This is a genomic window from Flammeovirga yaeyamensis (genome assembly GCF_018736045.1).
Lineage (GTDB): Bacteria > Bacteroidota > Bacteroidia > Cytophagales > Flammeovirgaceae > Flammeovirga > Flammeovirga yaeyamensis.
The window spans coordinates 5165728-5191010 of sequence record NZ_CP076132.1 but is presented as its reverse complement, the minus strand read 5'-3'; the positions used below and the strand labels follow the sequence as shown (position 1 = coordinate 5191010).

General features: G+C 34.7%; 18 protein-coding genes and 3 tRNA genes. 16 read left to right on the top strand and 5 right to left on the bottom strand.

Translation table 11 applies throughout. The annotated features are described in order from the left end of the window. Positions 1 to 239 precede the first annotated feature (239 nt). Positions 240 to 2174, bottom strand: coding sequence for a protein-disulfide reductase DsbD family protein (locus tag KMW28_RS20625; RefSeq protein WP_169665704.1), 1935 nt, complete (start codon positions 2172 to 2174; stop codon positions 240 to 242). A gap of 16 nt (positions 2175 to 2190) precedes the next feature. Further along, a complete protein-coding gene (locus KMW28_RS20620) occupies positions 2191 to 2502 on the bottom strand; it encodes a DUF4286 family protein (RefSeq protein WP_066211301.1) in 312 nt (103 codons plus the stop codon). A gap of 615 nt (positions 2503 to 3117) precedes the next feature. Here KMW28_RS20620 and KMW28_RS20615 point away from each other — a divergent pair. The 4 genes from KMW28_RS20615 (at position 3118) to KMW28_RS20600 (ending at position 7135) form a co-directional block, all read left to right on the top strand. Continuing rightward, on the top strand, positions 3118 to 3474 hold the full coding sequence (locus KMW28_RS20615; RefSeq protein ID WP_169665702.1) for an Hpt domain-containing protein: 357 nt from the start codon (positions 3118 to 3120) through the stop codon (positions 3472 to 3474). A gap of 14 nt (positions 3475 to 3488) precedes the next feature. Beyond that, positions 3489 to 4427, top strand: a complete 939-nt coding sequence (gene queG / locus KMW28_RS20610) for a tRNA epoxyqueuosine(34) reductase QueG (protein WP_169665700.1) — start codon at positions 3489 to 3491, stop codon at positions 4425 to 4427. A 428-nt stretch (positions 4428 to 4855) separates the two neighbouring features. Further along, on the top strand, positions 4856 to 6331 hold the full coding sequence (locus tag KMW28_RS20605; RefSeq protein ID WP_169665698.1) for a BatD family protein: 1476 nt from the start codon (positions 4856 to 4858) through the stop codon (positions 6329 to 6331). A 3-nt stretch (positions 6332 to 6334) separates the two neighbouring features. Next, positions 6335 to 7135, top strand: coding sequence for a hypothetical protein (locus KMW28_RS20600; RefSeq protein WP_169665696.1), 801 nt, complete (start codon positions 6335 to 6337; stop codon positions 7133 to 7135). A gap of 69 nt (positions 7136 to 7204) precedes the next feature. Here KMW28_RS20600 and era read toward each other — a convergent pair whose 3' ends face one another. Beyond that, a complete protein-coding gene (era, locus tag KMW28_RS20595) occupies positions 7205 to 8098 on the bottom strand; it encodes a GTPase Era (protein ID WP_066211309.1) in 894 nt (297 codons plus the stop codon). Between the two features lie 110 nt (positions 8099 to 8208). Next, on the bottom strand, positions 8209 to 10356 hold the full coding sequence (gene recQ / locus KMW28_RS20590; protein WP_169665694.1) for a DNA helicase RecQ: 2148 nt from the start codon (positions 10354 to 10356) through the stop codon (positions 8209 to 8211). Positions 10357 to 11030: 674 nt separating this feature from the next. Here recQ and KMW28_RS20585 point away from each other — a divergent pair. Together KMW28_RS20585 and KMW28_RS20580 are read left to right on the top strand one after the other, a co-directional pair. Further along, complete coding sequence (locus KMW28_RS20585) at positions 11031 to 11393, top strand: response regulator (protein WP_169665693.1); 363 nt, start codon at positions 11031 to 11033, stop codon at positions 11391 to 11393. Positions 11394 to 11602: 209 nt separating this feature from the next. Further along, positions 11603 to 13324, top strand: coding sequence for a tetratricopeptide repeat protein (locus KMW28_RS20580; protein ID WP_169665691.1), 1722 nt, complete (start codon positions 11603 to 11605; stop codon positions 13322 to 13324). Between the two features lie 14 nt (positions 13325 to 13338). Here the strand turns inward: KMW28_RS20580 and KMW28_RS20575 are convergent, their stop codons facing one another. Then, the gene (locus KMW28_RS20575) at positions 13339 to 13704 is read right to left on the bottom strand and encodes a hypothetical protein (protein ID WP_066211316.1); all 366 of its coding nucleotides are present in this window, start codon (positions 13702 to 13704) and stop codon (positions 13339 to 13341) included. 869 nt (positions 13705 to 14573) lie between these two features. Here KMW28_RS20575 and KMW28_RS20570 point away from each other — a divergent pair. From KMW28_RS20570 to KMW28_RS20525, 10 genes are all read left to right on the top strand, one after another. Beyond that, positions 14574 to 14646 (top strand) — tRNA-Gly (locus tag KMW28_RS20570). Positions 14647 to 14686: 40 nt separating this feature from the next. Next, a tRNA-Leu gene (locus tag KMW28_RS20565) sits at positions 14687 to 14770 on the top strand. A gap of 8 nt (positions 14771 to 14778) precedes the next feature. Beyond that, positions 14779 to 14851 (top strand) — tRNA-Gly (locus KMW28_RS20560). A 262-nt stretch (positions 14852 to 15113) separates the two neighbouring features. Next, positions 15114 to 17210, top strand: coding sequence for a peptidylprolyl isomerase (locus tag KMW28_RS20555; protein ID WP_169665689.1), 2097 nt, complete (start codon positions 15114 to 15116; stop codon positions 17208 to 17210). A gap of 148 nt (positions 17211 to 17358) precedes the next feature. Further along, positions 17359 to 18030, top strand: a complete 672-nt coding sequence (gene mnmD / locus KMW28_RS20550) for a tRNA (5-methylaminomethyl-2-thiouridine)(34)-methyltransferase MnmD (RefSeq protein ID WP_169665687.1) — start codon at positions 17359 to 17361, stop codon at positions 18028 to 18030. A 5-nt stretch (positions 18031 to 18035) separates the two neighbouring features. Continuing rightward, complete coding sequence (gene nadD, locus KMW28_RS20545; RefSeq protein WP_169665685.1) at positions 18036 to 18614, top strand: nicotinate (nicotinamide) nucleotide adenylyltransferase; 579 nt, start codon at positions 18036 to 18038, stop codon at positions 18612 to 18614. A 179-nt stretch (positions 18615 to 18793) separates the two neighbouring features. Continuing rightward, a complete protein-coding gene (locus KMW28_RS20540; protein ID WP_169665683.1) occupies positions 18794 to 19342 on the top strand; it encodes an RNA polymerase sigma factor in 549 nt (182 codons plus the stop codon). 107 nt (positions 19343 to 19449) lie between these two features. Continuing rightward, complete coding sequence (locus KMW28_RS20535) at positions 19450 to 20394, top strand: FecR family protein (protein ID WP_169665681.1); 945 nt, start codon at positions 19450 to 19452, stop codon at positions 20392 to 20394. A 19-nt stretch (positions 20395 to 20413) separates the two neighbouring features. Continuing rightward, positions 20414 to 23785, top strand: coding sequence for a SusC/RagA family TonB-linked outer membrane protein (locus KMW28_RS20530; protein WP_169665680.1), 3372 nt, complete (start codon positions 20414 to 20416; stop codon positions 23783 to 23785). A 7-nt stretch (positions 23786 to 23792) separates the two neighbouring features. Beyond that, entirely contained in the window at positions 23793 to 25235 is a 1443-nt protein-coding gene (locus KMW28_RS20525) for a SusD/RagB family nutrient-binding outer membrane lipoprotein (protein WP_169665678.1), read from the top strand. Positions 25236 to 25283: the final 48 nt, after the last annotated feature.

Genomic DNA, 25283 nt, shown 5'->3' with positions numbered 1-25283 from the left:
GTTTATGTCTAGATCATATACTTATTTGATATAAATAAGTATGTAAAAGCAGTTGCAAAAAATGAGCAGAATTAATCATAGGGCCTTTATTTGATGAAAATTAATTCATCTATTATAGGTTAAAAGTAAAAATAATAAAAAAGTCCACTTCATAACCTCTATGAAGTGGACTTTTTTATGAACTGTATGAGATGGAATCAATATTATTTTATTCCAACATCAAATAGTAAGGTGAATTTTTATTTTTTGAATGCAGCTACACCTGAATCTAAATAATCAACGAAGTTCTGCACATTTAAATCATATGCTTTAGGATTCACTAAAAGATCTCCTTCACCATTTAATAAACAGTAGAAAGGTTGTGCATTACTTTTAAATTTCGTGATTTGGAAATCGAAGTTTTTAGCTCCTATTGTCTTTTTCACATTTTTATCAAAAGTAGAAGTAATCCATTCGTCTTCAGGTAACTTTGTTGGATCGTCTACATATAATGCAAGAATGATATAATCCTTTTTCAAGCGACTTAAGACTCTTGGATCCGACCAAACATTGTCTTCCATTTTACGACAGTTAGCACAGCCGTGGCCCGTAAAGTCCAAGAAGATAGGTTTACCGAATTTCTTTGATGCCGCTAATGCTTGATCATAATCAAAGTATCCTTTTAATCCGTGAGGTAATTCGAACAGCTCTTCATATTTGATTGGATGAATAAGTGTTTCTTTTTTATTTCCTCCAGATAATTCTGCAAATTCTATTTCTTCTCTGATAATGCCTCTTAGATCAAATGTATGATGTGTTTGAGGAGGCAAAATTCCAGATAAAAGTTTTAATGGTGCACCAAATAAACCTGGGATTAAATAAATGACAAAAGTGAAAACAATTGTTGCTAAAATCATTCTAGGAGGGCTGATTGTATCTGTTGGAGAATCGTGAGGTAATCTAATTTTACCCAATAAATACAATCCCAACATAGCACTAATTGCAATCCAAATAGCCACCATGATGTCTTTATCTAACAGTCTCCAGTTATAAACTAAATCTATTGTTGATAAGAATTTAAAGGCTAAAGCTAATTCAACAAAACCTAGAACTACTTTTACAGAGTTTAACCATCCACCAGACTTTGGAAGACCTTTCATTAATCCAGGGAATAAAGCGAATAATGTAAAAGGTAAAGCAAATGCTGAAGCAAAAGCGATCATACCGAAGATTGGTTTTAAGAAGGCTCCACCTACAGATTCAATCAAGATAGTACCTACAATAGGACCTGTACAAGAGAAAGAAACCAATACTAAAGTGAATGCCATAAAGAATACAGCTCCTAATCCACCTTTATCCGATTGCTTGTCCATTTTATTTACCAATGAACTTGGTAAAGTGATTTCGAACATGCCAAAGAAAGACAATGCAAAGACAATAAAGATGATAAAGAATAATGTATTTGGCAGCCAGTGTGTACTAATCGCATTGGCTACACTAGGATCTCCTGTTAATGGCGCTAGTACAGCTCCAAAGAAACCGTAAATAGCGATAATCGAAAATCCATATAAAAATGCTTTTGATTTACCTCCACTTTGATTGGTAAAGAATGATACCGTTAGAGGAATCATTGGGAACACACATGGAGTAAATATCGCTGTTAATCCAAATAAGAAAGCAGAAATTATAAAACCAAGTAAGCTTTCATCCGATGTATCCACTTTTGGTTCAAGAGTAAAATCTTTCTGTAAAGGAATACAAGATCCAGTTTCATCAGAACAACTCTGACCATTCATGGTCACCTCAATCTTGAAGTTAGGATCAAGAATTTTTACGGTTTGCTTAAACGTACCCTCCTTTTTAAAATATCTAATGTTTCCTTCCCATATTTCATCATATTTTTCTGATGAATTAATAGGTAATAATGTATCGGCTACTTGGAATGTAGCATTAGGTTTAAATTCTGTTGAGGTAACGATGGGACCTAATTCATGATCAAAATCGTTGGAATATAAATACCAACCATCTTTAATTTTTGCCTTAAATGTGATCACTACTTCCTCTCCTTCTTTAGGAGCATCGTTAGAAAGAGTAGCTGACCAAGATACAGGGTTAATAATTTGAGCTTGGGTAGTGATGAATGTCCCAAGCAGCAAAATAGTAATGAAGCTAAATGACTTAAAAAATTGTTTCATTGTAAGGTTTGTACGATTAAATGTTTTCTTCTCTTAGTACAGAACGGAATTGAGAAACCTTCTCACCAAACTCTGCTTTTAACTTAGTGTGTAAATCACCTTCAAACTGACGCATAAACTGATCAACTTTTAATAAATTTTCGACATCAAGCATTAAAGCGAAGTTAGTACCGGTTTGTTCGGCCTTTTCAGATAGAAGTTTCATGAGCTTATACCCTGTAAAACATTGGGTGTTCATTACTTCGTTAATAAAGAAAGATTTCATCCACTCTTTCCAAGGTTGAAGCACTTCGTCATCAACATGAAAGGAAATGTTATATATGATCATGGTATAGATTTTTTTCGCAAAATAAATAGTATCAATGAAGACTTCACTATGATTCTGCAAACTTTTATCAAATAAGTATAAAAGATACAATTAATATCAATAACTAAATAGACTATACGTAGTTATTGATTACAAATAAAAGAAGAATCATTGAAACTTAAACAGTTTAAACTTCCTTAGAGTTTGTAAATTATTCCCATTGAGAAGAAGATTGTAAATAATTACGTTCTGCATAGGTATTCTTTTGTTATCTGATGAATAGAAAACAAACTTGTATAAATGCTTAAATAGGTAGAAATAAATATTTAATTGTAGTGATATTATATTGCAAGCTTTATGATAGAAGAACGTAATTAATTACGTGATATTAAATTATGATTTTATATGAAATGATACAGATGTAAGTTATGCAATAAATTGAAAATTAAAGAACTGATTTTAAGTATTATGCCTGAGTAGAATATTTAATTTAGAGGTCTGAATATAAATTATTAAATAGTTCACTTTGTAAAGGTTTTACTTGATTTTAAAGAATCAATAAAGTTTTCTTTGATTCTTTAAGTAGATAAACATCCATGAAAAAACGGAAAAATCTTTATTTCTGTTTTATTAGTAATGGAAACTATTTATATTAAAATATATCGAACGATACCACTTCTTAAAGAAAATGTTTGGGTTAGAATTAAAAACTATGCTAAAGAGGAACAGTTCAATAATTTACTCCAATCATTCGAAAAGGATTTTAATAAATTAATATCTCAGGCCAAAGTTTCTATGAGGAATAAAAGGAACGAAGAACTTAGAACTTGCCTTCATACATTAAAAGGAATCGCAGGAACAGTAGGTGCTAACCGATTACATCAAATGGCAAAAGGGGCCGAGAGATTAGATATTGATACTTTAAATAAAAATCATTTTATTGAAGAAATTGAGAAGTGTGCAGAAGATTCCCTTAGGGAGATGAAGAATTAATATTCAATATAGAAGTGAATAAAAAATCACAAAAAGAAAAAAATGCCGCACTCATTAAAGCAGAAGCAAAACGCTTGGGTTTTAGTGAGTGCGGCATTGCTAAAGCTAGATTTTTAGAGGAGGAAGCCGATTTTTTAGAAGAATGGCTTAAAAATGGGATGCATGGCGAAATGTCGTATATGGCCAATCATTTTGATAAACGATTAGATCCAACCAAACTTGTGGAGGGAGCTAAATCTGTGGTGATGCTTTCCTATAATTATTTTCCAGAAAAAGATGTAGCTTCTGAAGATACTTATAAGGTAGCTAAATACGCTTACGGAGAGGATTATCATTATGTGATTAAAAGGAAACTAAAAGATCTTGTAAAATATATAGAATCTGAAATTGGAGAGGTGAACGGAAGAGTATTCGTAGATTCTGCTCCGGTTATGGAACGTGCTTGGGCAAAACAGGCAGGGTTAGGTTGGGTAGGTAAACACTCTCTCCTTTTAAACAGATCTATGGGAAGCTTCTTTTTTCTTGCTGAATTAATTATTGATTTAGAATTAGAAGAGGATCCACCTATTAAAGATTATTGTGGTACTTGTACCCGATGTATTGATGCATGTCCTACAGATGCAATTCCTCAAAAAGGCGTGGTAGATGGTAGTAAATGTATATCTTATTTAACTATTGAGTTGAAAGACTCCATCCCTCAAGAGTTTGAAGGGAAAATGCAAGATTGGATCTTTGGCTGCGATATCTGTCAGGATGTATGCCCATGGAATAGATTCTCAAAGCCACATCAAGAAGAAAGTTTTAACGCTCATGAAAAGTTAGGCGATATAAATAAAAAAGATTGGGAAGAACTAACAGAAGACGTTTTTAAGGAGGTTTTCAGAAAGTCTGCCGTAAAAAGAACTAAATATGAGGGATTAATGAGGAATATTAATTTCGCAAAAAAAAGGTGATTGCTTAAAAACAATCACCTTCTTATTTAATTTTTTTCTATGTTTAATTATCCTACTAATGCGTAAGAACTTATTTGTTTATTGCACTCATTTTGAATCATGAAAGCGTAGTTTGGAAAAGCTAACTTTCCCCATGATCTTAGCGATAGTACTTCGTTAATCGATAAGATCCCCAATGATTTGCGTAATTCTTTCAAAAAAAGATGACGATCAAAAGCAACCTTTTTTAAAATGATTTTAGAATATTCGAGCATGATCGGGTTTATTACTTGGTGTTAATATAAAAATATGTTGGACAGTAGACATTTAATTTTTTGTCTAAACTAATTTACGAAAAAATAGTGTAATAGTTACATTTTATTTGAGAGAAGTCAATTTTTTAGAATTTTTTTACATTTTTTCTAGTTATGAATTCTGATCTTTACGGAATGAAAAAATATACATATATCATAGACAATACTTTTGGCTTATTAAAAGCTTCTTTATTCGCCTTGTTGTTTTTTGTTGGGGGAAATGTATTTGCTCAAACAATAGAACTGAATATTGGTAAAACAGATATAGGTATTAACGAAAGCTTTGAAATTACTTTAACAGTAAAAAATGGAAGGATGAATAATTATTCTGAATTTCCGGATATTCCAGGCTTTAGAAAAGGAAGACCCTCTTCTTCGTCTCAAACTACCATCATTAATGGTCAGGTTTCTACTCAGCAAAGTGTTACTCAGTTGTATCAACCAACAAAGCAAGGAACATTTACATTAGCTGCCTTTACAATGAAAGTGGGTGATAAGTCTAAAAATCATCCTGGAGCATCTATTAAAGTAGGAAAACCTGTACAAAGACAAACGTACGATCCCTTTGCCGATTTCTGGGGAAGAGGAAATTCATTTGATAGAAATCAAGATAACCAACAATTTATTGATGTGAAGGCGGATGCGTTTTATGCCGTAAGCACAGATAAATCATCAGTATACAGAGGAGAAGGCTTTAAGATGGATATTTCGTTTTATATCGCTATTTCGAATCAAGCGGAATTAGAGTTTTATAAAATGGACGAACAAATTACCAACATATTAAAGGCAGTGAAACCTAAGAACTGTTGGGAAGAGAACTTTAATATAGAATCTATTCGACCTCAAATCATCACTATCAATGGTAAATCATATAGACAGTATAAAATATATGAAGCCATGTTCTATCCTTTAAATACAGAAGATATTGTGATTCCTACAACTGAGTTGGAAATGGTTAAATATCAAGTTTCTAAAAGACAATCGTTTTTCGGAAGAGAAAGAAAAGAAGATAGAGAGGTTTTCAAATCAAAAGGGAAAACAATCAGAATAAAAGATCTGCCTGATAACCCTCAAAAAGAATTATCGAGTGTAGGTAACTACCGTTTAAGAGAGAAATTAAGCGATAAACAATTAAAAACAGGGGAAAGTGTAACGCTAGAATTTAGAGTGGAAGGAGAAGGAAACATCAATGCTATCCGTCAGCCGAATCTTAGCGAAACTGACTCTTTATTGTTCTACCCTCCTTCAGTTTCTCAGAGTATTAACAGAGCGAACGGAAAGGTAGTGGGAGCAAAAACCTTCCAATATTATATAGAGCCTCAAGAGCCAGGAGAATATCTACTAAAAGATTTTATTTCTTTATCGATATTTAATCCTAAAACAAAGAAGTATCAAACACTATATCCAGAAGGTAAGATTGTTGTAGAAGGAGAGAGCTTGCGAAATGCTCAGATTTCTAAATCTGATTTAGGATCTTTCTATGATGCGATGAAAAATGCCAATAATTCTTTGTTATTCATGGACGATACGAATTGGGTTAAAATAATTTTGAACATCTTTGTGGTCATTACTATTGGTTTAACTGTCTTCATTAATGTGAAGAAATTTTAGTTTATGAAAGTAACCCTTAAATATAGTTTCAGTTTACTGTTTTCGATCTTGCTCTTTTCGTGTGAGAAGTTTATAGATACTGAACCACCTATGATCCGATCGTTTACCGTAAACGGGGATGAAGCGGGTGATGCTCCTGTTGTAGATACATTGTCTACAGATCTGACAATTATTGCCTATATGACAGATAATGAGGGATTGTTCTCTTATAAGCTTGGTTTTGATTATGTAGGACCTGATAATTCGCCAGGTTTAAGATTTCCTCCTTATTTAGTGAGAGAGGACACATTCGCAATTGCAGGTGCACAAACAGAGATTACTAAGAACTTTAGAGTTGCATCTGCACAAACTACCACATCTTTGTATGCAGGTACTGGTGAATATGAAATTTATATGTCAGCGAAGGATCGTTCATTTAACGAAAGTCCTTTGACTCGTTTTGCTATAGATTTTAAAAATTTCGCCCCTTATTTTAAGTTTCCTGAATATGAGAAGGATTCTTTTGAGGTGAAATTAACAGAGAAGCTTACAGTAAATGCCTATATGGATGATTTAGATGACAACATGAACAATTGTTTGATGTTGATGTATCTAAAAATTCCTACAGATACAACAACCTCTGGTTTTTATGATTCATTGGTCAATGATTTTATGCTTATTCCTCCTGTTCCAGGAACTGGTCAATTTGATATATCAGAAATGTATGTTTTCCCAGATACAGGACAGTATGAGTTACGATTTAATGGATCAGATCAAAGGAGAAATAATACTTTAGCGAGTATTTATTATCATGTTAATCCGTAAAAAGAGATAGAAATAAAAAATCCCTTACAAATTAAATTGTAAGGGATTTTTTATTTTATATCAATTTGCTTAGTCATTTTTATAACCAAACATCTTTAAACTTTTATCGTTCTTTCTCCAGTCAGCATCCACTTTCACATGAGTTTCCAAGAATACTTTCTTTTGGATGAATTTCTCTAATTCTTTTCTAGAATCAGCACCCACATGTTTCAGTTTGATACCACCTTTACCAATGATAATACCTTTCTGACTATCTCTCTCCACCATAATAGTCGCTCTGATTTTTACCAAATCAGGTGTTTCTTTATAGCTGTCGACCATCACTTCACAAGAGTATGGAACCTCATCTTTATAGTGTAAGAAGATCTTTTCTCTAATAATCTCAGAAACGAAGAAACGCATTGGCTTATCAGTCAATTCCTCTTTATCATAGAAAGCAGCGTGTTCTGGAAGCAAGTCTAATATCTCGTCCAATATCGCCTGAACATTAAATCCGTGAAGTGCCGAAACTGGCATAATTACTTTTGGATTTAATTTTTCTTTCCAATATTCCACCTTTTTCAATACTTCATCTTGCTTGGCCATATCAATCTTATTAATAATAACAATGATAGGTGCCTTTGCTTTCTCAAGTTTGATGAGTGCATCCTTTTCCTTAAACTGCTCGAAGATATCCGTCACAAAAAGAATCACATCTGAATCAGAAAGAGAGTTGTCTACAAAATCCATCATAGACTCGTGTAATTCGTATTTTGGAGTAATAATACCGGGAGTATCAGAATAAACAATCTGATAATCTTCCGTACTCATGATCCCCATAATACGATGTCTCGTTGTCTGTGCTTTTGATGTAATAATTGAAAGCCTCTCCCCTACAAGCTGATTCATAAGCGTAGATTTACCAACGTTGGGTTTACCTACGATACTTACAAAACCGGCCTTATGTGTTTTCTCTTCGCTCATTTTTAAAGAAATGTACTAATATATAAAAGGTCAAATAAGATATATGTAAAGACAAATATCTGTAAAATATGGTCAAAATGTACTGAAAATGAAGATAAAATAACAAAGGTTTACCTAACTACCGTTTCTAATCGGTTCTGATGGGCAATTCCAAAATAGATACTTGTGTAAGGAATTTCACCATTGAAATAATCAAAAATTGCTTTTACACCTTTGTTGCTTCCCATTTTTCGAATACAATCATCAATAGCATCCAATTCTTCTTCAGAGGTAAATTGATAAATATCGATGTTGTAACCCATTTCATAAAGGTTAGCAAGATGACTTACAATACTTTGATCTTGAAGCTGTCTTTGTTGAGCAATTTCATGTACACTCAATCCTTGTTGATACAATTCATACGTCAATAAAGAAGTGCTTCCGGTAATCTTAAATCCTTCCTTCGATTTTTTGATAATGAATCGAACAATCAAGCCGATAAATTCATTGCCATACTTTTTCAGCTTCAATTCACCTACACCAGAAATAGACATCATTTGATTAACAGAAATAGGTTTCTTATCTGACATGTCTTTTAGCGTAGCATCATTAAATACTACATATGGAGGAATATTTTCCTTATCTGCAATGGTTTTACGTAATACTCTAAGTTCTTCGAATAACTCTCTACCCAATTGCTCTTTAGCAGAGACTTTCTTAGTAGGTACTTTAGAAGAAGGAGTACTTTTAAACTGAGATAATTTAGCAAAGTTCACAGGAAATTTCCCTAACAATACTTGGTTTCCAGTTTCAGTGACACGGAAAGTATTGTGATTGTCGTAAGCAATTTCAATTAATCCTAAGTTCAACATTTGCTGCAAGAACAATTGCCAATGATCGTAACTGATATCGTGACCAGCACCATATGTTCTGATAGTGTGGAAATTCTGATTGATCAAATCTATACGTCTTGATCCTCTAAGAATATCGATCAACATACCTGTCGATAAGTTCTTATTCATTTCCCTTTGTACCCGAACAATAGCTGACATCGCTTTTTGGGCAATCACAGTTCCATCAAAAAGTTCAGGAGGATTACGACAAACATCACAGTTCCCACAATCTTTCTCCAAAGTTTCTCCAAAATAACTTAACAGGATACGTCTTCTACACGTTCTCGTCTCCGCATATTGCTGCATTCTTTCCAATTTGGAAAGCTGAAGCTGATGTTGTCCTGCATCACTGACCATGTCACGTAGTTGCATTACATCAGCAAAGGTGTAGAAAAGCATGGTATCTGATGGAAGACCATCTCGGCCTGCACGACCAATTTCCTGATAATACCCCTCCATGTTTTTCGGAAGGTTATAATGTACTACCCATCTTACGTTGGGCTTGTCGATTCCCATACCAAATGCAATAGTAGCACAGATAATTGGTATATCGTCTTTAATAAAAGATTCTTGAACTCTAGAACGTTCATCGGCACTCATGCCAGCATGATAATACATGGCATTATACCCAGCGTTTCTAAGTTTTGTAGCAATAGATTCGGTACTTTTTCTAGACAAGCAATACACAATTCCCGATTGATTGGGTCTTGCTTCTAAAAACTTAATGATTTTCTCAATACGTTTTTGTCCCGCTTCTACTCTTAGGCTTAGATTAGGTCGATCAAATGAATCCAAAAATATTTGTGGATTATTCATGCCTAATTGATTAGCAATATCATTTCTAGTCACCTTATCTGCTGTTGCAGTTAAAGCAATAAAAGAAATATGAGGTAAGCGTTGTCTTAAAGCAGCTAATTGAGTGTATTCAGGTCTAAAATCATGACCCCATTGAGAAATACAGTGGGCCTCATCAATAGCAATAAAACTGATATTGAGATTGCATAGATAATCTAAAAAGTTACCCGTAAGTAATTTTTCTGGTGAGATATATAACAATTTAAGACGTTGATATCTCAAGTCTTCCTCAATTTCTCTTTGTTCTGTATAAGATTGTGTACTGTTTAGAAAAGCAGCAGATACACCATTGGCTTTTAAACTTTCTACCTGATCCTTCATAAGAGCAATCAAAGGTGAAATAACAATAGCTGTACCTTGAGAAATAATAGCAGGAATTTGGTAACAGATAGACTTACCACCTCCAGTAGGCATAAGTACTACTGCATCTTGTTTGGAGAGCACGCAATTGATAACGTCCTCTTGCATTGGTCTGAATCGATCGTACCCGAAGTAATGCTTCAGGGCTTGTTGAGCAGTGGAAATATTCATCAATTTAATTTAAACAGAGAATGAGTCGATTTCATTAAAGAAATTCTTTAAAAATAAAGCATAAATCAGAAGGATTTCAAAAAAATGAAGACTCCTTATCCATTTTTATGCATAAACTACAAGTTAGTATAATTCTAACTGAATTGAAAAGATGTTTGTAAGCATTGGGTAAAGGCCTTTAAAAATTACAATACCCTACTAATTCTATGGTTTAATTATTTTTAATTTATAGTCGTTTGATTATAAATAAGATACATTTGAGCCATTTTTAATGAGAATTATCGAATTTTTTTGTGTAATACTTGCGAAAAAGGTAATATTAATATATGTTTACAATCAAGAAATCAAACAAAAGGCATTTTCATTATGAAAAATGCAATTAGTGTGACCAAAAGAAATTAAAAGATGCATAGCATCATTTATGAAAGATTTCGATGGAAGTTTAAATAATTGAATTGGTTAGGAAAGAGGTGAGTTTTGCTCACCTTTTTTTATTTTAAAACTTTTTACATTTTTTTCCTTGAATTCTAGATCATTTAAATAATCCAAATTTGCCGTAAACCGTAAAGAATTGTTTATTTTTGCATAGCGATTAAATAAATATTGAGTCTTTTATATGACTCCATTGTAAAGTGTATCAACACTTTCATTTTTTTTAGCATAGAAATAAGAGAATGAGCAGTTATAAAAATGTATTTGTTGTAGACGATGATCCTACGAATAATATGATCTGTCGCAAAATGATTGAAAAAACAAATTTTGGTGAAAAAGTCTACACATTTACTGAAGCCAGTGATGCAGTACAGTCTTGGGATGAAGTAAATCCTGAACTTGTATTTTTAGATATTAATATGCCACCAAGCACAGGTTGGGATTTTTTAGATCAATTGTCTGAAAAAGGAACGAAAGCACCTAAAGTTTATATGCTTTCTGCTGAGGTGACATTAGATGACAGAAAAAGAGCGGAACAATATAATGAGGTAGAAGGGATTATTATTAAACCTTTGACTCCAGCAAAACTCAGTGAGTTAAAATAACATCTGATATATATTATCAATCTATTTATGTTAGGTACTTCCTCAAAAAAGAAGATTATATTTTTGTGAGTAAAGTACATCAAACGGTAAAATAGTCGCTCTATTTGAAGTTTTTTGAATAAATACCACGAGAATAATTTATTACCATCAATTTGAGTAAGTACTTGGGAAGGTCACATTTATATAAACGTATATGTGAGGGGATTGGAATGTTGATATTAATAGTACTTCCCCACTTTAATTTCGCACAGAATGTCGAGCAAGATTCTTTGTCAATAGAACAAGACGAGATCTCTGAGATTCAGTACGAGCTAGATTCTTTATTATCTTTTAATTACCATATCGAAGCCCAGCACTTATCCGATAGTATAATCGTTTTAGCAAAAGAGAAATACCTGAATACAGATGAGCGTATTATTTTACTGCATAAGAAAATAGCAGAAAAATTTGCCGATAAAGGATATTCCAATATTGCATCTCAATATTTACAAAAAGGCTTAGCCTTACTTAGGGCTCAACCCAATCCTAATTATGGGTTTATTGGAGATATGTATATGTATTTAGCACATATCTTCAGACATCACCAACTTTCTACCATAGCCATTAATTACTACGAACAAGCTGCAGAAGCATACGAAGAAGCAGAAGGTATGAATCATTTTTATAATCTGATCAATGCCTACATGACCTTAGGTAATTATAATTTCGAAATCCAAAATTTTGGAACATCCACAAGTTATTATACCAAAGCATCTGATATCATTGCGGAAATGGATACAGAATATCGAGAAGATATGTTTGTTATCCTAAATCGAATAGCTACAGCACATACCGCTACGGGTTCTTATCGTTTAGCTTTAAATAATCTTGATCGCTCTAAAACCATTGCCAAGAAAATATTTGGTAAAAATGCCTTAGAACTTCAAAGAGTAAATGAGCAAATCGCCAATGTCTATTTTAAGAAGGCAGATTATGATTCGGCCAACATCTATGCCTTAGAGTCTCTTGATATTTTATTCAGTAATGTAGGTACTAAAGATCAGCGTCAGTCGTATATGCGACAAAATTCTGATGTATTCTTTAATAAGAGAAGGTACAATTATGCACATACATGGTATAAAAAGCTTTTTGACGATCTACTTCTGACCAATAAAGAATTAAATGATGTAAATGATATCATTTCCTGGTATACTCGAATAGGCGAGAAATTCGAAAGAATGTCTCAAGACAGTATTGCTTATGTGATGTATGAAGAATGTTTAGAGGTCAATCAAAAATCGTTTGGGGAGGAGAATTTAAAAGCTGCTCAGTTAATGCATAAAATCTCAAGAGTCTTGGCTAAGATGAATGAGTTTGATAAAGCAGAGGACTTCACCAATAAAGCTTACGATATGGAATGGGATATGGGTTCTTCTAAAGACAGTGCTCAGATTGTTATTCAGCAAATTGATTTGGCAGGGTTGCTATTGCAGAAAGGAGATACTTTACAATCTATTCAATTATATCATAGAGTGCTTGATTCTGAAAAAGAATCAGAAAGTCGATGGAAAGCAATGGCCTATAATAACCTGTCGATGATTCATTATGCACATCATCAATACGATTCATCTTTTCATTATGCCTCTCAATTATTAGAGTACTATAATACAAATTATGGTAGAGACTACGTAAAAACGCTAGGCTGCTATTTGCTGTTGGGAAACATAGTTTATGGTATGGGTAAAGAAAAGCAAGCAGTCGAAGGCTATTATAGTAAACCGATTCGCTTGGCTCCTAATTTGTTTTTAAAGAAGAATGAGGTGGCTTTACATGCCAATATCAATCTTTCTAAGTATTATTTACAAGAAAATAAAGAAGACCTGTCTCGCCGCTATGATAGTCAAGCACGGGAGATACAGGTCTATATATCTTCTGGGAATCAGTTCCCATAAATGGTTAGTCGAGACTAACTGTTTTTAATTTCTGTCAATTTAAGGTTTAATGTATCTAAGATACTCTTTAAATGACGCTCTAATTCAGCCCAAGCCATTACAGGATCTACTGAGTTTACATCCTCTTTGTAATTTGCTCCAACATCAGCCATAAATCTTTCTAATGTATCTAAGTTAAATGTATGAAGTCTTGTGCTAAACTTATGTTTAACTGCACTGAATAGATCAGAATCTTTATCTTCCAAAGCTAGTTTTAGTTTAGGAAAATCAGTTTCGAATTCATCTATAGAAATGCTTAGGAAGTCGATATAACCTTCTTTATCTCCCTCAAAAAGTGTATCTGTGAAACTAAAATCCATAGGATAAGTTGATATTGCCATGATTATTATTCCTTTAAAAGTAATGAAATCTTTCTATATATCAGTAAAATCGTGTCTTATTGTCTTATAAAAAACAGGATATGTAAAAAGAACCCTTAATTCGTAACGCAAAGATAAACTACTTTAAAGCTGTTATTGTGAATAGATCCTTAATAATAGTAAATCAATAACGATCATTAAAACTTGTATTAAATTTTAATGGTAAGTCACTCCTTTTCACTGATAGTTTTTAGATTATAAAAATTGTTTCAAACGTTGTTATTTACTTTTGCTCATCATATTTATTAGATAATTAAAGCGGACAATTGATATATAGATTCAAAATTTGCATGAAAATATTTAAAATTGGTTTTATCAATCGTATTTAATTTGATCTAAAATTATAAAAAACAGAAGTTCTTTTTGATGATTGAAGTTCATGATCGGAAATTTTTGATGAAAAATGATCATAATTTTTTCCTCTAAACTCAATTTTTTTAATCCAAAAAACCAAAAACAAGAATTTTCACTTCTCATTTTTCCAGATTTATTGATGTTTGACACTTAGAAAAATCAAAAAAGGAGAAATTTTGTTTGATTTTAAATGCAAACAAATGTAAAAATAGAGATTGAATCGTAAATAAAATAAAATAAAGAAGAAGACTACCTCCAAAACTGTGGGAGTTTTGAGACCTCCGATTTCAACGAAAAACACCGATTTTAAAACCCACCAAAAAAACTTCAAAAAAAGTTTGTAAAAATTGACCTTGATAATCAGGTAGTTTACATTCGTTTATTACATTTTTCGAAAAAACTTTTGGAAATAAAAAAAGTCGCCTTACCTTTGCATCGCTTTCAACGGAAAGACACACAGATGAAAAGGACATCAAGCGAAAATAGCTCAGCTGGTAGAGCGCAACCTTGCCAAGGTTGAGGTCGCGGGTTCGAACCCCGTTTTTCGCTCAAAAATGAAATCCTTTCATCTCCAATCAGAGATGGTTGGGCCGGGATGGCGGAACTGGTAGACGCGCAAGACTTAAAATCTTGTGAGGGCAACCTCGTGTGGGTTCGATCCCCACTCCTGGTACTAAATCAGCGAAAATAGCTCAGCTGGTAGAGCGCAACCTTGCCAAGGTTGAGGTCGCGGGTTCGAACCCCGTTTTTCGCTCTTGGTTAGTACCAAGAATTAAACCTAACAGATATTTTTCTGTTAGGTTTTTTTTTATGCTAAATTTTTGGTGTTATCTGTACATTTTTTTGTATTTAATTGTGTTGCTACCCAATATCTTGTTACATTTGCATGTTTTTAATTTTACTTGGAAAGATTCCCTGTAAAGTTTTTTGAGTGGTGGTTTTTCAATCTGAATGGGAAGAAAAAACATCCATGGATATACCAAAAGGATTCATATATAAAGCATTTATAATTAATCATGGCAATCATTACGAGTATAAGGGAGAGATCTGGCGTAGCAATTGGTGTAATTGCAGTCGGTCTTATTCTATTTATGGTAGGAGGTGACCTGCTGTCACCAAACTCTACATTATTGGGAAATAACAAGCAAGTTGTAGGGCAAATTAGTGGGGATGATATTGAATTGAGAGAATTCTCTACAATCGTTGAAAATATTAAAGCGAATTATCCAACTCCTCCAAACGAACAACAAATGCAAGGTGTTCGTCAAGCAGCATGGAATGAAATGATCTACCGTATCGCATACCAACGTCAAATGGACGAACTAGGTATTACAGTTACGGATGAAGAAATGACTGATATTATCTCAGGAAACAACATCGACCCTCAATTTGGACGTTACTTCGTAGACTCAACTGGTCAAGTAAGCAAAGAGCGTATCAACGAGTACTTAAGCATGTTGAAAACTCAAGGAGCTAATTCACAGCAATACCAACAACAAGTGGCAATGGAGCAACAGTTGAAGACTTCAAGAGGTCGTGTAAAATTCGAAAACTTGATTTCTAGAACAACTTATGCTTCTAACTTAGAAGGTAAGAAAGAATATGAGAAGCAAAACGACAAAGTTGAAATTGCTTACTTAAACGTTCCTTTCTATGCTGTAGCAGATTCTTTAGTGGATGTTTCTGAGTCTGATATCAAATCTTACTACAACAACAATCAACACGAATTTGAGCGTAAAGCGAACAGAGGTATTGAGTTTGTTTCTTTCCAAGTTCAACCATCTGATGCTGACAAAGAAGTATTGGAAGGCGAAATGAAAGACTTACAACGTTCTTTCGCGAAAACAACAAACGATACTGCATTTGTTGATTCTCACTCAGAAGGTGCTACTAACTTGATGACAGTGAACATGACAGGTGTTCCTACTTACATGATCAACGAAGATATGGCTGTAGATCAAGTATACGGTCCTTACTTCGCTGCAGGTGCTTACAGAATCTACAAAGTAACTGGTACTTCAGAAGATTCAATCTACTCTGCTCGTGCATCTCACATCTTATTCAAAAACGATAAAGATGATGCTGCTGCTAAGAAAGAAGCTTTAGCTACTTTAAGAAAGATCCAAAACGGTGAAAACTTCGAAGAGCTTGCTAAGAAAGTAGGTGATGCTGCTCCAACAACTAAAGCAAACGGTGGTGATTTGAACTGGTTTGCTAAAGGTAGAATGGTAAAAGAATTCGATCAAGCAGTATTTGGTGCTAGAAGAACTGGTTTGGTAAACAGATTAGTGAAAACTCAATTCGGTTACCATATCATCAAAGTAACAGAGACAAAAACTAAGAAAATGTACGATTTAGCGATCGTGGAGAAAAAATTAACTCCTTCAGACGCTACAATCAACGCAGCATACAGAAAAGCTTCAGTATTCGCTTCATCAGTTAAATCTGGTAGAGCAGCATTCGAAGCTAAAGCTGACGAAGAAAAATTATTCGTAGAGCAAGCTTTAAACATTGCTCCTGAAGCTACATACATCAACAGCTTAAGAGGTAACTCAGTAAGACAAGTTGTACGTTGGGCTTACACTGAGGCAGGTATCGATGATGTTTCTGAAGTATTTGACTTAGACGACAGATTCGTAGTAGCTACTTTAATGTCTTCTCGTGAAGAAGGTGTAGCTGATTTTGCTGAAGTGAAAAACGAAGCAAAAGTTCAAGCAACTAAGGCGAAGAAAGCTGAATTCATCGTGAACAAGTTAAACAGCTTAAAAGGCGACTTAACTGACATGGCGAAAGCTTACGGTAACGGTGCGAAAACAGATATCGTAAACGAATTATCTTTCAGCGATATTTCTATCCAAGGTATCGGTATTGCTCCTAAGACAATCGGTACTGCGTTTGGTTTAAAAGAAGGTGCTACTTCTGCTCCTATCGTAGATGAGAACAGTGTAGTTATCGTTAAAGTAAGAAAAGCAGACAAAGCATTAGAGTCAGCGGATTACACTATCTACCAACGTCAGGTAGAAAACCAAGCAACTAGATACGCATTCCAAAATGTATTGAATGCAGTAACTGAGCTTTCAGACGTAAAAGACGAGCGTTATAAATTCTTCTAGGAACAACGTTCTAAAAATATAAATTAAGAGATCATCTTCGGGTGATCTCTTTTTTTTGTGCTTTTGAAACAAAGGCTTTTAACTATGGTTTGAGAAATAACATGGTTAAAAGCCTTTTCTTTATTTTATGAGTGTGTATTTTTGCAGTATGGGTAACATCAAAATTATAGAAACAGGAGACGGATCGAGCTCTTTATACAATGAGGCCTTAAATGAGACCTATCATTCCTCTCACGGTGCTTTAACAGAATCGAGGTATGTATTTATCAAATCGGGATTCGAAGCCATTATGGAAGGAAAAACAGAGGTGAATATCCTCGAAGTGGGAATGGGAACAGGTTTGAACGCTATCTTGATGGTAGAGCAAGCATTGAAATACCCAGAAGTAAAGATCAATTATGTTACCCTAGAGCCCTTTCCTTTATCAGAGGAGCTTATTGATGGACTCAACTATAACCAACTGCTAGATGAGCATCTGACGCCTTATTTTGAGGCTTTACATCAAGCTGCTTGGGATGAAGAGGTAGAAATCCTACCTAACTTCAAACTTCACAAACAAAAAACAACTTTAGAGCACTTCACTCCGACCTTATCATTTGATGTGATCTTCTTTGATGCCTTCGCACCGAACAAGCAACCGGAAGTATGGATTGTGGATAACTTAAAGAAAACTTTTGAGTTGACGGCCTCAAACGGTTTATTTGTGACTTACTGTGCAAAAGGTCAATTAAGAAGAGACTTGGTAAGCGTAGGCTACGAAGTGGAACGCTACCCAGGCCCTCCTGGTAAAAGAGAAATGTTGAGAGGTTGGAAAAAATAAGATAAATGAGAAAGACAGGTTTATTTTTCGGATCATTTAATCCTATACATATTGGGCATTTAATTCTAGCAAATGCCATGGTTCAAAGCGGAGAAGTAGACGAAGTTTGGTTTGTTGTTTCTCCTCACAATCCTTTTAAAAAGAAAAGTACTCTACTCCACGAGTTTGATCGTTTGGATATGGTACAAGCGGCCATAGATAAAAACTACAACTTTAAAGCGACGGATATAGAGTTTAGAATGCCTAAGCCGAGCTATACTGTGGATACCTTGGTCTATCTTTCAGAGAAACACCCTCAACACGATTTTAAAGTCATCGTAGGAGAAGATAATCTAGAAGGTTTTAGAAAGTGGAAGAACCACCATATTATTCTCGAAGATTATGGCTTATTGGTCTACCCTCGTCCTCACGCTAAAACTTCAGATCTAAAGGATCATGAAAATGTGAAATTGATTGAGGCACCTATGGTGGATATTTCTGCGACTTACATCAGAAAGTCGATACAGGCAAAGAAAGATATTCGTTATATGGTTCCTGATGGGGTGAGAGAGCTGATTGAGAGTAAGGGGTTTTATAAGGGATAGTAAATTCATCAAAAAATAAATTGAAGTACATGGCCATAAATTAGTATGACCATGTACTTTTTTTATGTTCTAAATTGTTGGTCAATTAACATTGAAGAAAATACTTAATAGAATGTTCATCGGTTAGAATAGAAAGAAGAATATAGGATGCTTTTATTTGTGGCATAAACTACAAAACCATGAAAGACCTAAATCTTTTTCAAGGGATAAATAAAGGAAACTATACTTCATTCGACCAACTGTTTAAACTTCACTTCGAGCCACTTTGTAAATATGCCTATGGTATTTATGCCGATAGGGATATAGTACAAGAAGTTGTGGTGGATATCTTTACTAACATCTGGGAGAAACGAGGTAGCCTAATTATTCCTGATCATCCAAAAGCCTATTTATATCAATCGGTTAGAAATAATATCATCAGAAAGAAGGGTGAACAGCAGCAGTTTAATGAGGAACTGTCGGATGTTTTTATTTCAACTGATTTTACCATTCAAGAACAAATGGTATTTGATGAAATGGAGCATCAATTTAAATCAGAACTGCATCAATTACCGACTAGAACCAAGGAAGTTTTTCTTTTAAAAAGAGAGGAAGAGATGTCCTATAAAGAAATTGCGCAGTTGATGAACATTTCTGTAAGTGCAGTTGAAAAACACATGATCAATGCCTTGAAACATTTTAGAACAAAACTTCAAATTCAGGGAAGAAAGTCTAAAATCAATGATTAAAGCTATTCAGTGCCTATTTCCAGTTCATTTATAATTCATCATTTGTTCATTTAAAAAAAGTGAGGTAGCGATTCAGTTTCGACTCTTAGTAGTGAAAGCAAAAACAAATGAACAAAAATATAGATCAGATATTAGTTAAGGCACTGGAGAAAGATTTAAGTGCAGAAGAGAAAATCCTTTTTGATGAATGGATGAAAGAAGAGAAAAATCAACAAGAGTTTCTTTTGTTAAAGCAGCAATGGGAAAAACCTTCTTCTATTCCTTCTTTTTCTGTAGATGAGGGATTGCAATTACTTCAACAAAAAGTAGAAGTACCGACAAAAACTAAAACTAGATCTTTATATAATTTCTGGAAACTTTCAGCAGCAGCAATGTTATTGATTATTCCTTTCGCTTCTTATCTGTTTTCTCAGAAAGATGTGCAAGAGATTATCAATACGACCAATAGTAATATGATTGTGACTTTGGAAGATGGGACAAACGTACATCTCTATCCAAAAGCATCACTTACTTATGAGTCGCCGCTGTCGGATCAAAACAAAAGGTCAGTTCAATTAATAGGAAGTGCCTTTTTTAAAGTGAAATCTGATGCAGATCACCCCTTTTATGTTTATTCAAATCAGTTAGAAACAAAAGTGACAGGAACTACTTTTGAAGTCATTGAAGATGAAGCAGTATCAAAAGTAAGTTTGATAGAAGGGAAAGTGAAGGTGAAGAAAAAATCAGATGATAACTATATCAATATCAAACCAAATGAGTCCTTTGTGATGCAAGGGACCAACACACAAATAATGAGATTCTCCTCAGAGCAATTACTTTTTGAGAAGGATCACAACAGCCTTTGGTTCCAGGAAGCGAGTATAGATGAAGTGGCCAAACGACTCTACGAAGCTTACAGGATTAAACTAGTATATGAACATTCGTTAAACGAGGTAAAATTAAACGCGAAAATCAAGAATGCTTCCCTACAGAAAGTGATGAGAATAATTGAACTCTCATTGGATGTATCTGTGAGGCAGGATGGAAACTTGTATTACCTCAAAGAAAACTAATTAAAAAACTACAACAGTTATGTATCGACTTTTACTACCTAACTTTTTTATCAAAAAGTGGGGCTGGCTGCCTATTGCCTTTACTTTCATGGCAATATTCACCACAAATGCCTTCGCTTTAAACGGATACTCTCTTTTTGAGATCATCCAAAAGATCGAAGAAAAGCATCATGTAGAATTTGCTTATTCCAATGAAGTAAGAGATATGGAAAACATCAATATCTCTTTAGATGGATCTTTGGATAATGTGATTCAACAGCTTTCGAATAAAACAGGCCTTTCTTTTAAAAGAGTGGATGATATGTATATCGTTCAGCCACCTAAAGAACAGCCTAAACAAGATCAACAGGAAAGAATTATCAAAGGACAAGTTAAGGATGCTTTGAGCGGGGAACCGATTATTGGAGCAACGGTTATTATAAAAGGATCTACAGCAGGCACAATTACCGATATGGATGGTAATTATGAGCTGAAAGCATCTATGGGAAACATTTTAGTCTTTGCTTTTCTAGGCTTCGAACCTCAGGAAGTAGTTTTCACATCTCAGTCAACTATTAATGTAGAACTGAATGAAAATGCTCAGGAATTAACAGAAGTAGTAGTCACTGCCTTGGGTCTAGAAAAAGAAGCTAAAGCGGTAGGTTATTCCACTCAAGAAGTAAAATCTGATGCCATAGAAACAGTTCGTCAGCCTAACGTAATGACCAACCTAACGGGTAAAGTGGCAGGTTTGGATGTGAAGAACTCTACAGAAATGTTTGATGGTCTTTCGATTGAAATTAGAGGTAGAGAACCACTCATTGTTGTAGATGGTATTCCTGTAGAAACCAATCTATATGATATTAACCCTGATGATATTGAAAGCGTGAACGTGCTAAAAGGTGCTTCTGCCTCTGCTCTTTATGGATCAAGAGGTAAAGACGGTGCAGTGATGATCAGCATGAAGAAAGGAAAAGGAAAAAGCGATAAACTGGACATCAATGTGAATATGGGAACACAAATGCAAACAGGGTTTGTTGTGCTTCCGGAAACACAATCACAATATGGAATGGGATCAAATGGTCAGTATTGGTATGTAGATGGTAAAGGTGGCGGTATCGCTGATGGAGACGGATGGGTTTGGGGCCCAAAATTAAATCAGAGAGATCCTAACACAGCCTCAGGTTATAGAGAAATAGCACAATGGAATAGCCCAATTGATCCTGTAACAGGAGAAAGAATTGCTACTCCTTGGGTATCAAAAGGAGAAAACAACCTTCAGAACTTTTTATCTCAGGCATCGATCTCTAACCTTAACTTATCGGTGGCAAAGCATACAGAAAATGGTTATGTGAGGGTGTCAGCAGGACATATGTACCAAAGTGGTATGGTGCCGAACACGGATTTGAACATCAGCAATGTATCGGTAACTACTCAGCAGAAATTGGGTAAGAAATTTACATTAGATGCCTTCTTCTCTTACAACAAACAATATTCTGATAATTACCCAAGAACAGGTTATGGTCCACACAACTATATGTACAACTTGTTATTCTGGATGGGTCCTGATGTAGATGTGAGAGATTTGAGAAATTATTGGGCAGATGGACAAGAAGGTTATCAACAAAGAAATTATAACGACGCTTGGTACAACAACCCTTACTTTGTGGCTTATGAGAATCGTCAGATGTATGATAAAAATACCAACTTGGCATACGCTACTCTAACGTACGATATCAATGACAACTTGAAGATTTTAAACAGAGCATCGATTAATAATAGTTCGGAGTTCAAAGACTTGAAAACACCAAAATCGTTCTTGGATTACAGTAATGATATTCGTGGTAACTATGAAATATGGAATGCAGATCGTTTCTGGTTCAATAATGATCTTATCATCACTTACAATAAGAAGTTTAATGATAATTGGGCGTTATCAATGAATCTTGGAGGTAATTATAATTCTTACCAGGCAAGAGATATGTATTCGGGAACAGACGGTTTGCAAGTACCGAACAATTATAACTTAGCTAACTCTATTGGACCGGTAACTGCCACGAATATGTTCTTTAATAAAGCAATGTATTCAGTATACGGTACTGCAGAATTGGCTTGGAAGAATGCTATTTTCTTAAACTTAGCCGCTCGTAATGATTGGTCTTCTACCTTACCTGCATCGAACAACTCTTATTTCTATCCATCAGTGAGCACAAGTGTTGTGGTATCTGATTTAATCGAAATGCCTGAAGCAGTTTCCATCTTTAAGTTAAGAGGATCTATGGCACAGGTATCAGGTGATTTGGACATCTACCAAACACAATCAGTATACAGAAGTGCGAATAGAATGTGGAATGGAAATGCTCAAGTGTATTATCCATCAACTTTACTGAATCCAAATATTCGTCCTGAAACATCAACAACTTTTGAATTAGGTACTGACGTGAGGTTCTTGAGAGATAGAATTGGGTTTGACCTTACCTATTACGAAATCGTCGATACAGATCAGATTATTAAGTTACCAACATCAGAAGCTTCTGGATTTGATGAACGTTATGTGAACGGTAATGAGTACAAGCAGCAAGGTATCGAATTGATGGTGCATGCGACTCCTATTCGCAAAAATAACTTTGAGTGGAATACTTCAATGAACTGGTCAAAGTTCGTTAGAAAGCTAACTAGCATTTATGGGGGACAAGACAACTACAATGGTTTGCAAGCAGGTGATAGAACAGATACTTATTTGGGATACGATTGGGAGAGATCACCTGAAGGAGAAATTGTATATGATGCCAACTCAGGTTTACCAATTGTGAATCCAACTAGAACAGCCATGGGGCACACTGCTCCGGATTGGTTATTTGGTTTCCAAAACTCTTTCAGATATAAAAATTGGAGCCTAGGATTTGCTATTGATGGCCGTATTGGTGGAATCATGTATTCTACAACTAACCAAAAGATGATGTGGGGTGGTGTTCATATGAATACGCTTTCGGAACATCGTGATAGAGATATCGCTGGAGAAAGTTCTTTTGTGGGACAAGGTGTGATCGTTACTGGCGGAGAGATTGTTAGAGATGCTCAAGGTAATGTGATATCAGACACAAGAACATTTGCTCCGAACTCAACAGGAGTAGGTTATTCTTCTTGGGTAATTGATCATCACGGTGGTAGATCAGATGCTCCGGGTCTTTTTGATGCCTCTTATGTAAAACTTCGTGAGGTATCTATCACTTACAATGTACCAAAAACATTTGCATCAAAACTTCATATGAAAGGAGCTTCAGTAAGTCTTACTTGCAATAATGTTTGGATGTGGTCGAATATCCCGAATGTTGATCCAGACATCGGATACGATAATTCTCAATCGCCATCGCCTAGATATACTGGTATCAACTTAAAAGCTAATTTCTAATCGAGTCATGAAAAAATCATTTTTATATATAGTTGTATTGCTTGCGGGTTTTAGTGCCTGCAAGCCCCTTTCGGAGGTGAATGAGAATCCGAACGATCCAACTTCGGCACATCCCTCTCAGTTGTTGACCTACGTAAGTCAGCATGTGTTTAATGGTAACAGAACAAGTTACGATCCTTCCTTATCGTCAAGACAATTGGTATATACTCAGAGTAATACCGCTTCTCAGTCATTTACGTGGCAAAGAGGAGGTTTTGGAGATTATCACTACATCATGCAGTTACAGAAAATGATAGAGGAATCACAAGAATTGCAAGATGGTGATAATTATATCGCAGTTGCTAAAATCTTGAGATCGTATTATTTCTTCGAACTGACAAGAACATTTACAGATGTTCCTTATTCAGAAGCAGTAAGGGGAGAAAGTGATGGTATTTTCACTCCTGCTTATGATTCTCAAAAAGATGTGATTGAAGGTGTACTTTCAGAACTTCAAGAAGCTGCTTCTTTATTGGATGAGAATAATACGATAGGTGGTGATATTGTTTTTGATGGGAATGCAGGAAAATGGAAACAGTTTGCCAACTCACTTGCTTTGAAAGTGTTGATCAACTTAAGTAAAAGAGAAGGTGATGTATCTTTTAATATTTCGGAAGAATTTAAAAAGATCTATGAGTCTGGAGAATACTTTAATGAATTGGATGCTGCTGCTAATTTGAGATATGTTGATGCCTTAAATTCTAGATACTTCCTTTATCAAAACAATGGTATCGCAACAGATACGTGGATGGAAAAGACCATGGTCGATTTCTTTAAAGAAAGAGAAGATGAGCGTCTTTTTAGTGTTGCTGCTATGACTACCAATGCAGAGTTGGAAGGAAAAGAAGCAAATGATTGGGATGCTTATGAAGGTGTTGACGGTTCGATGGCGTTTGGAGATATCAGAAACGAAGTAAATACTGGAGATGTTTCTTCTATTGATCCACGTTATTTTTCTGATCCAGTAAATGAACCTTACATGATCTTAGGTTACTCAGAAATGATGTTCATTTTGGCAGAAGGTGCACAAAGAGGTTGGATCGATAATAATCTAACAGCATCTTTCTACAATAAAGGAACAGTGGGGTCGCTTCAATTCTATGGAATTTCTGATGAAAAAATTGAAGCCTACATGCAACATCCAAAAGTGATTTTCCAACCTGAAAATGGATTGGAGATGATTATGGATCAGAAAAAAGCTGCTTTAATTATTCAAGGTGGATATGAATTGTTCTACAACTACCTAAGAACAGGTTATCCGGAAATTACTATTGGTGAAGGAACAGGTAACAATGGTAAAATTCCTTACCGTTGGATGTACCCTCAGTCGGAAGTATTAAACAATGCATCTGCAATTGATGCTTTGGATTACAATGATGATGTAAACCATACTCCTTGGATCTGGAAATAAATATATCGCTGTCGGATGTGTATGCTTCTGACAGCCCCTTTACAATCA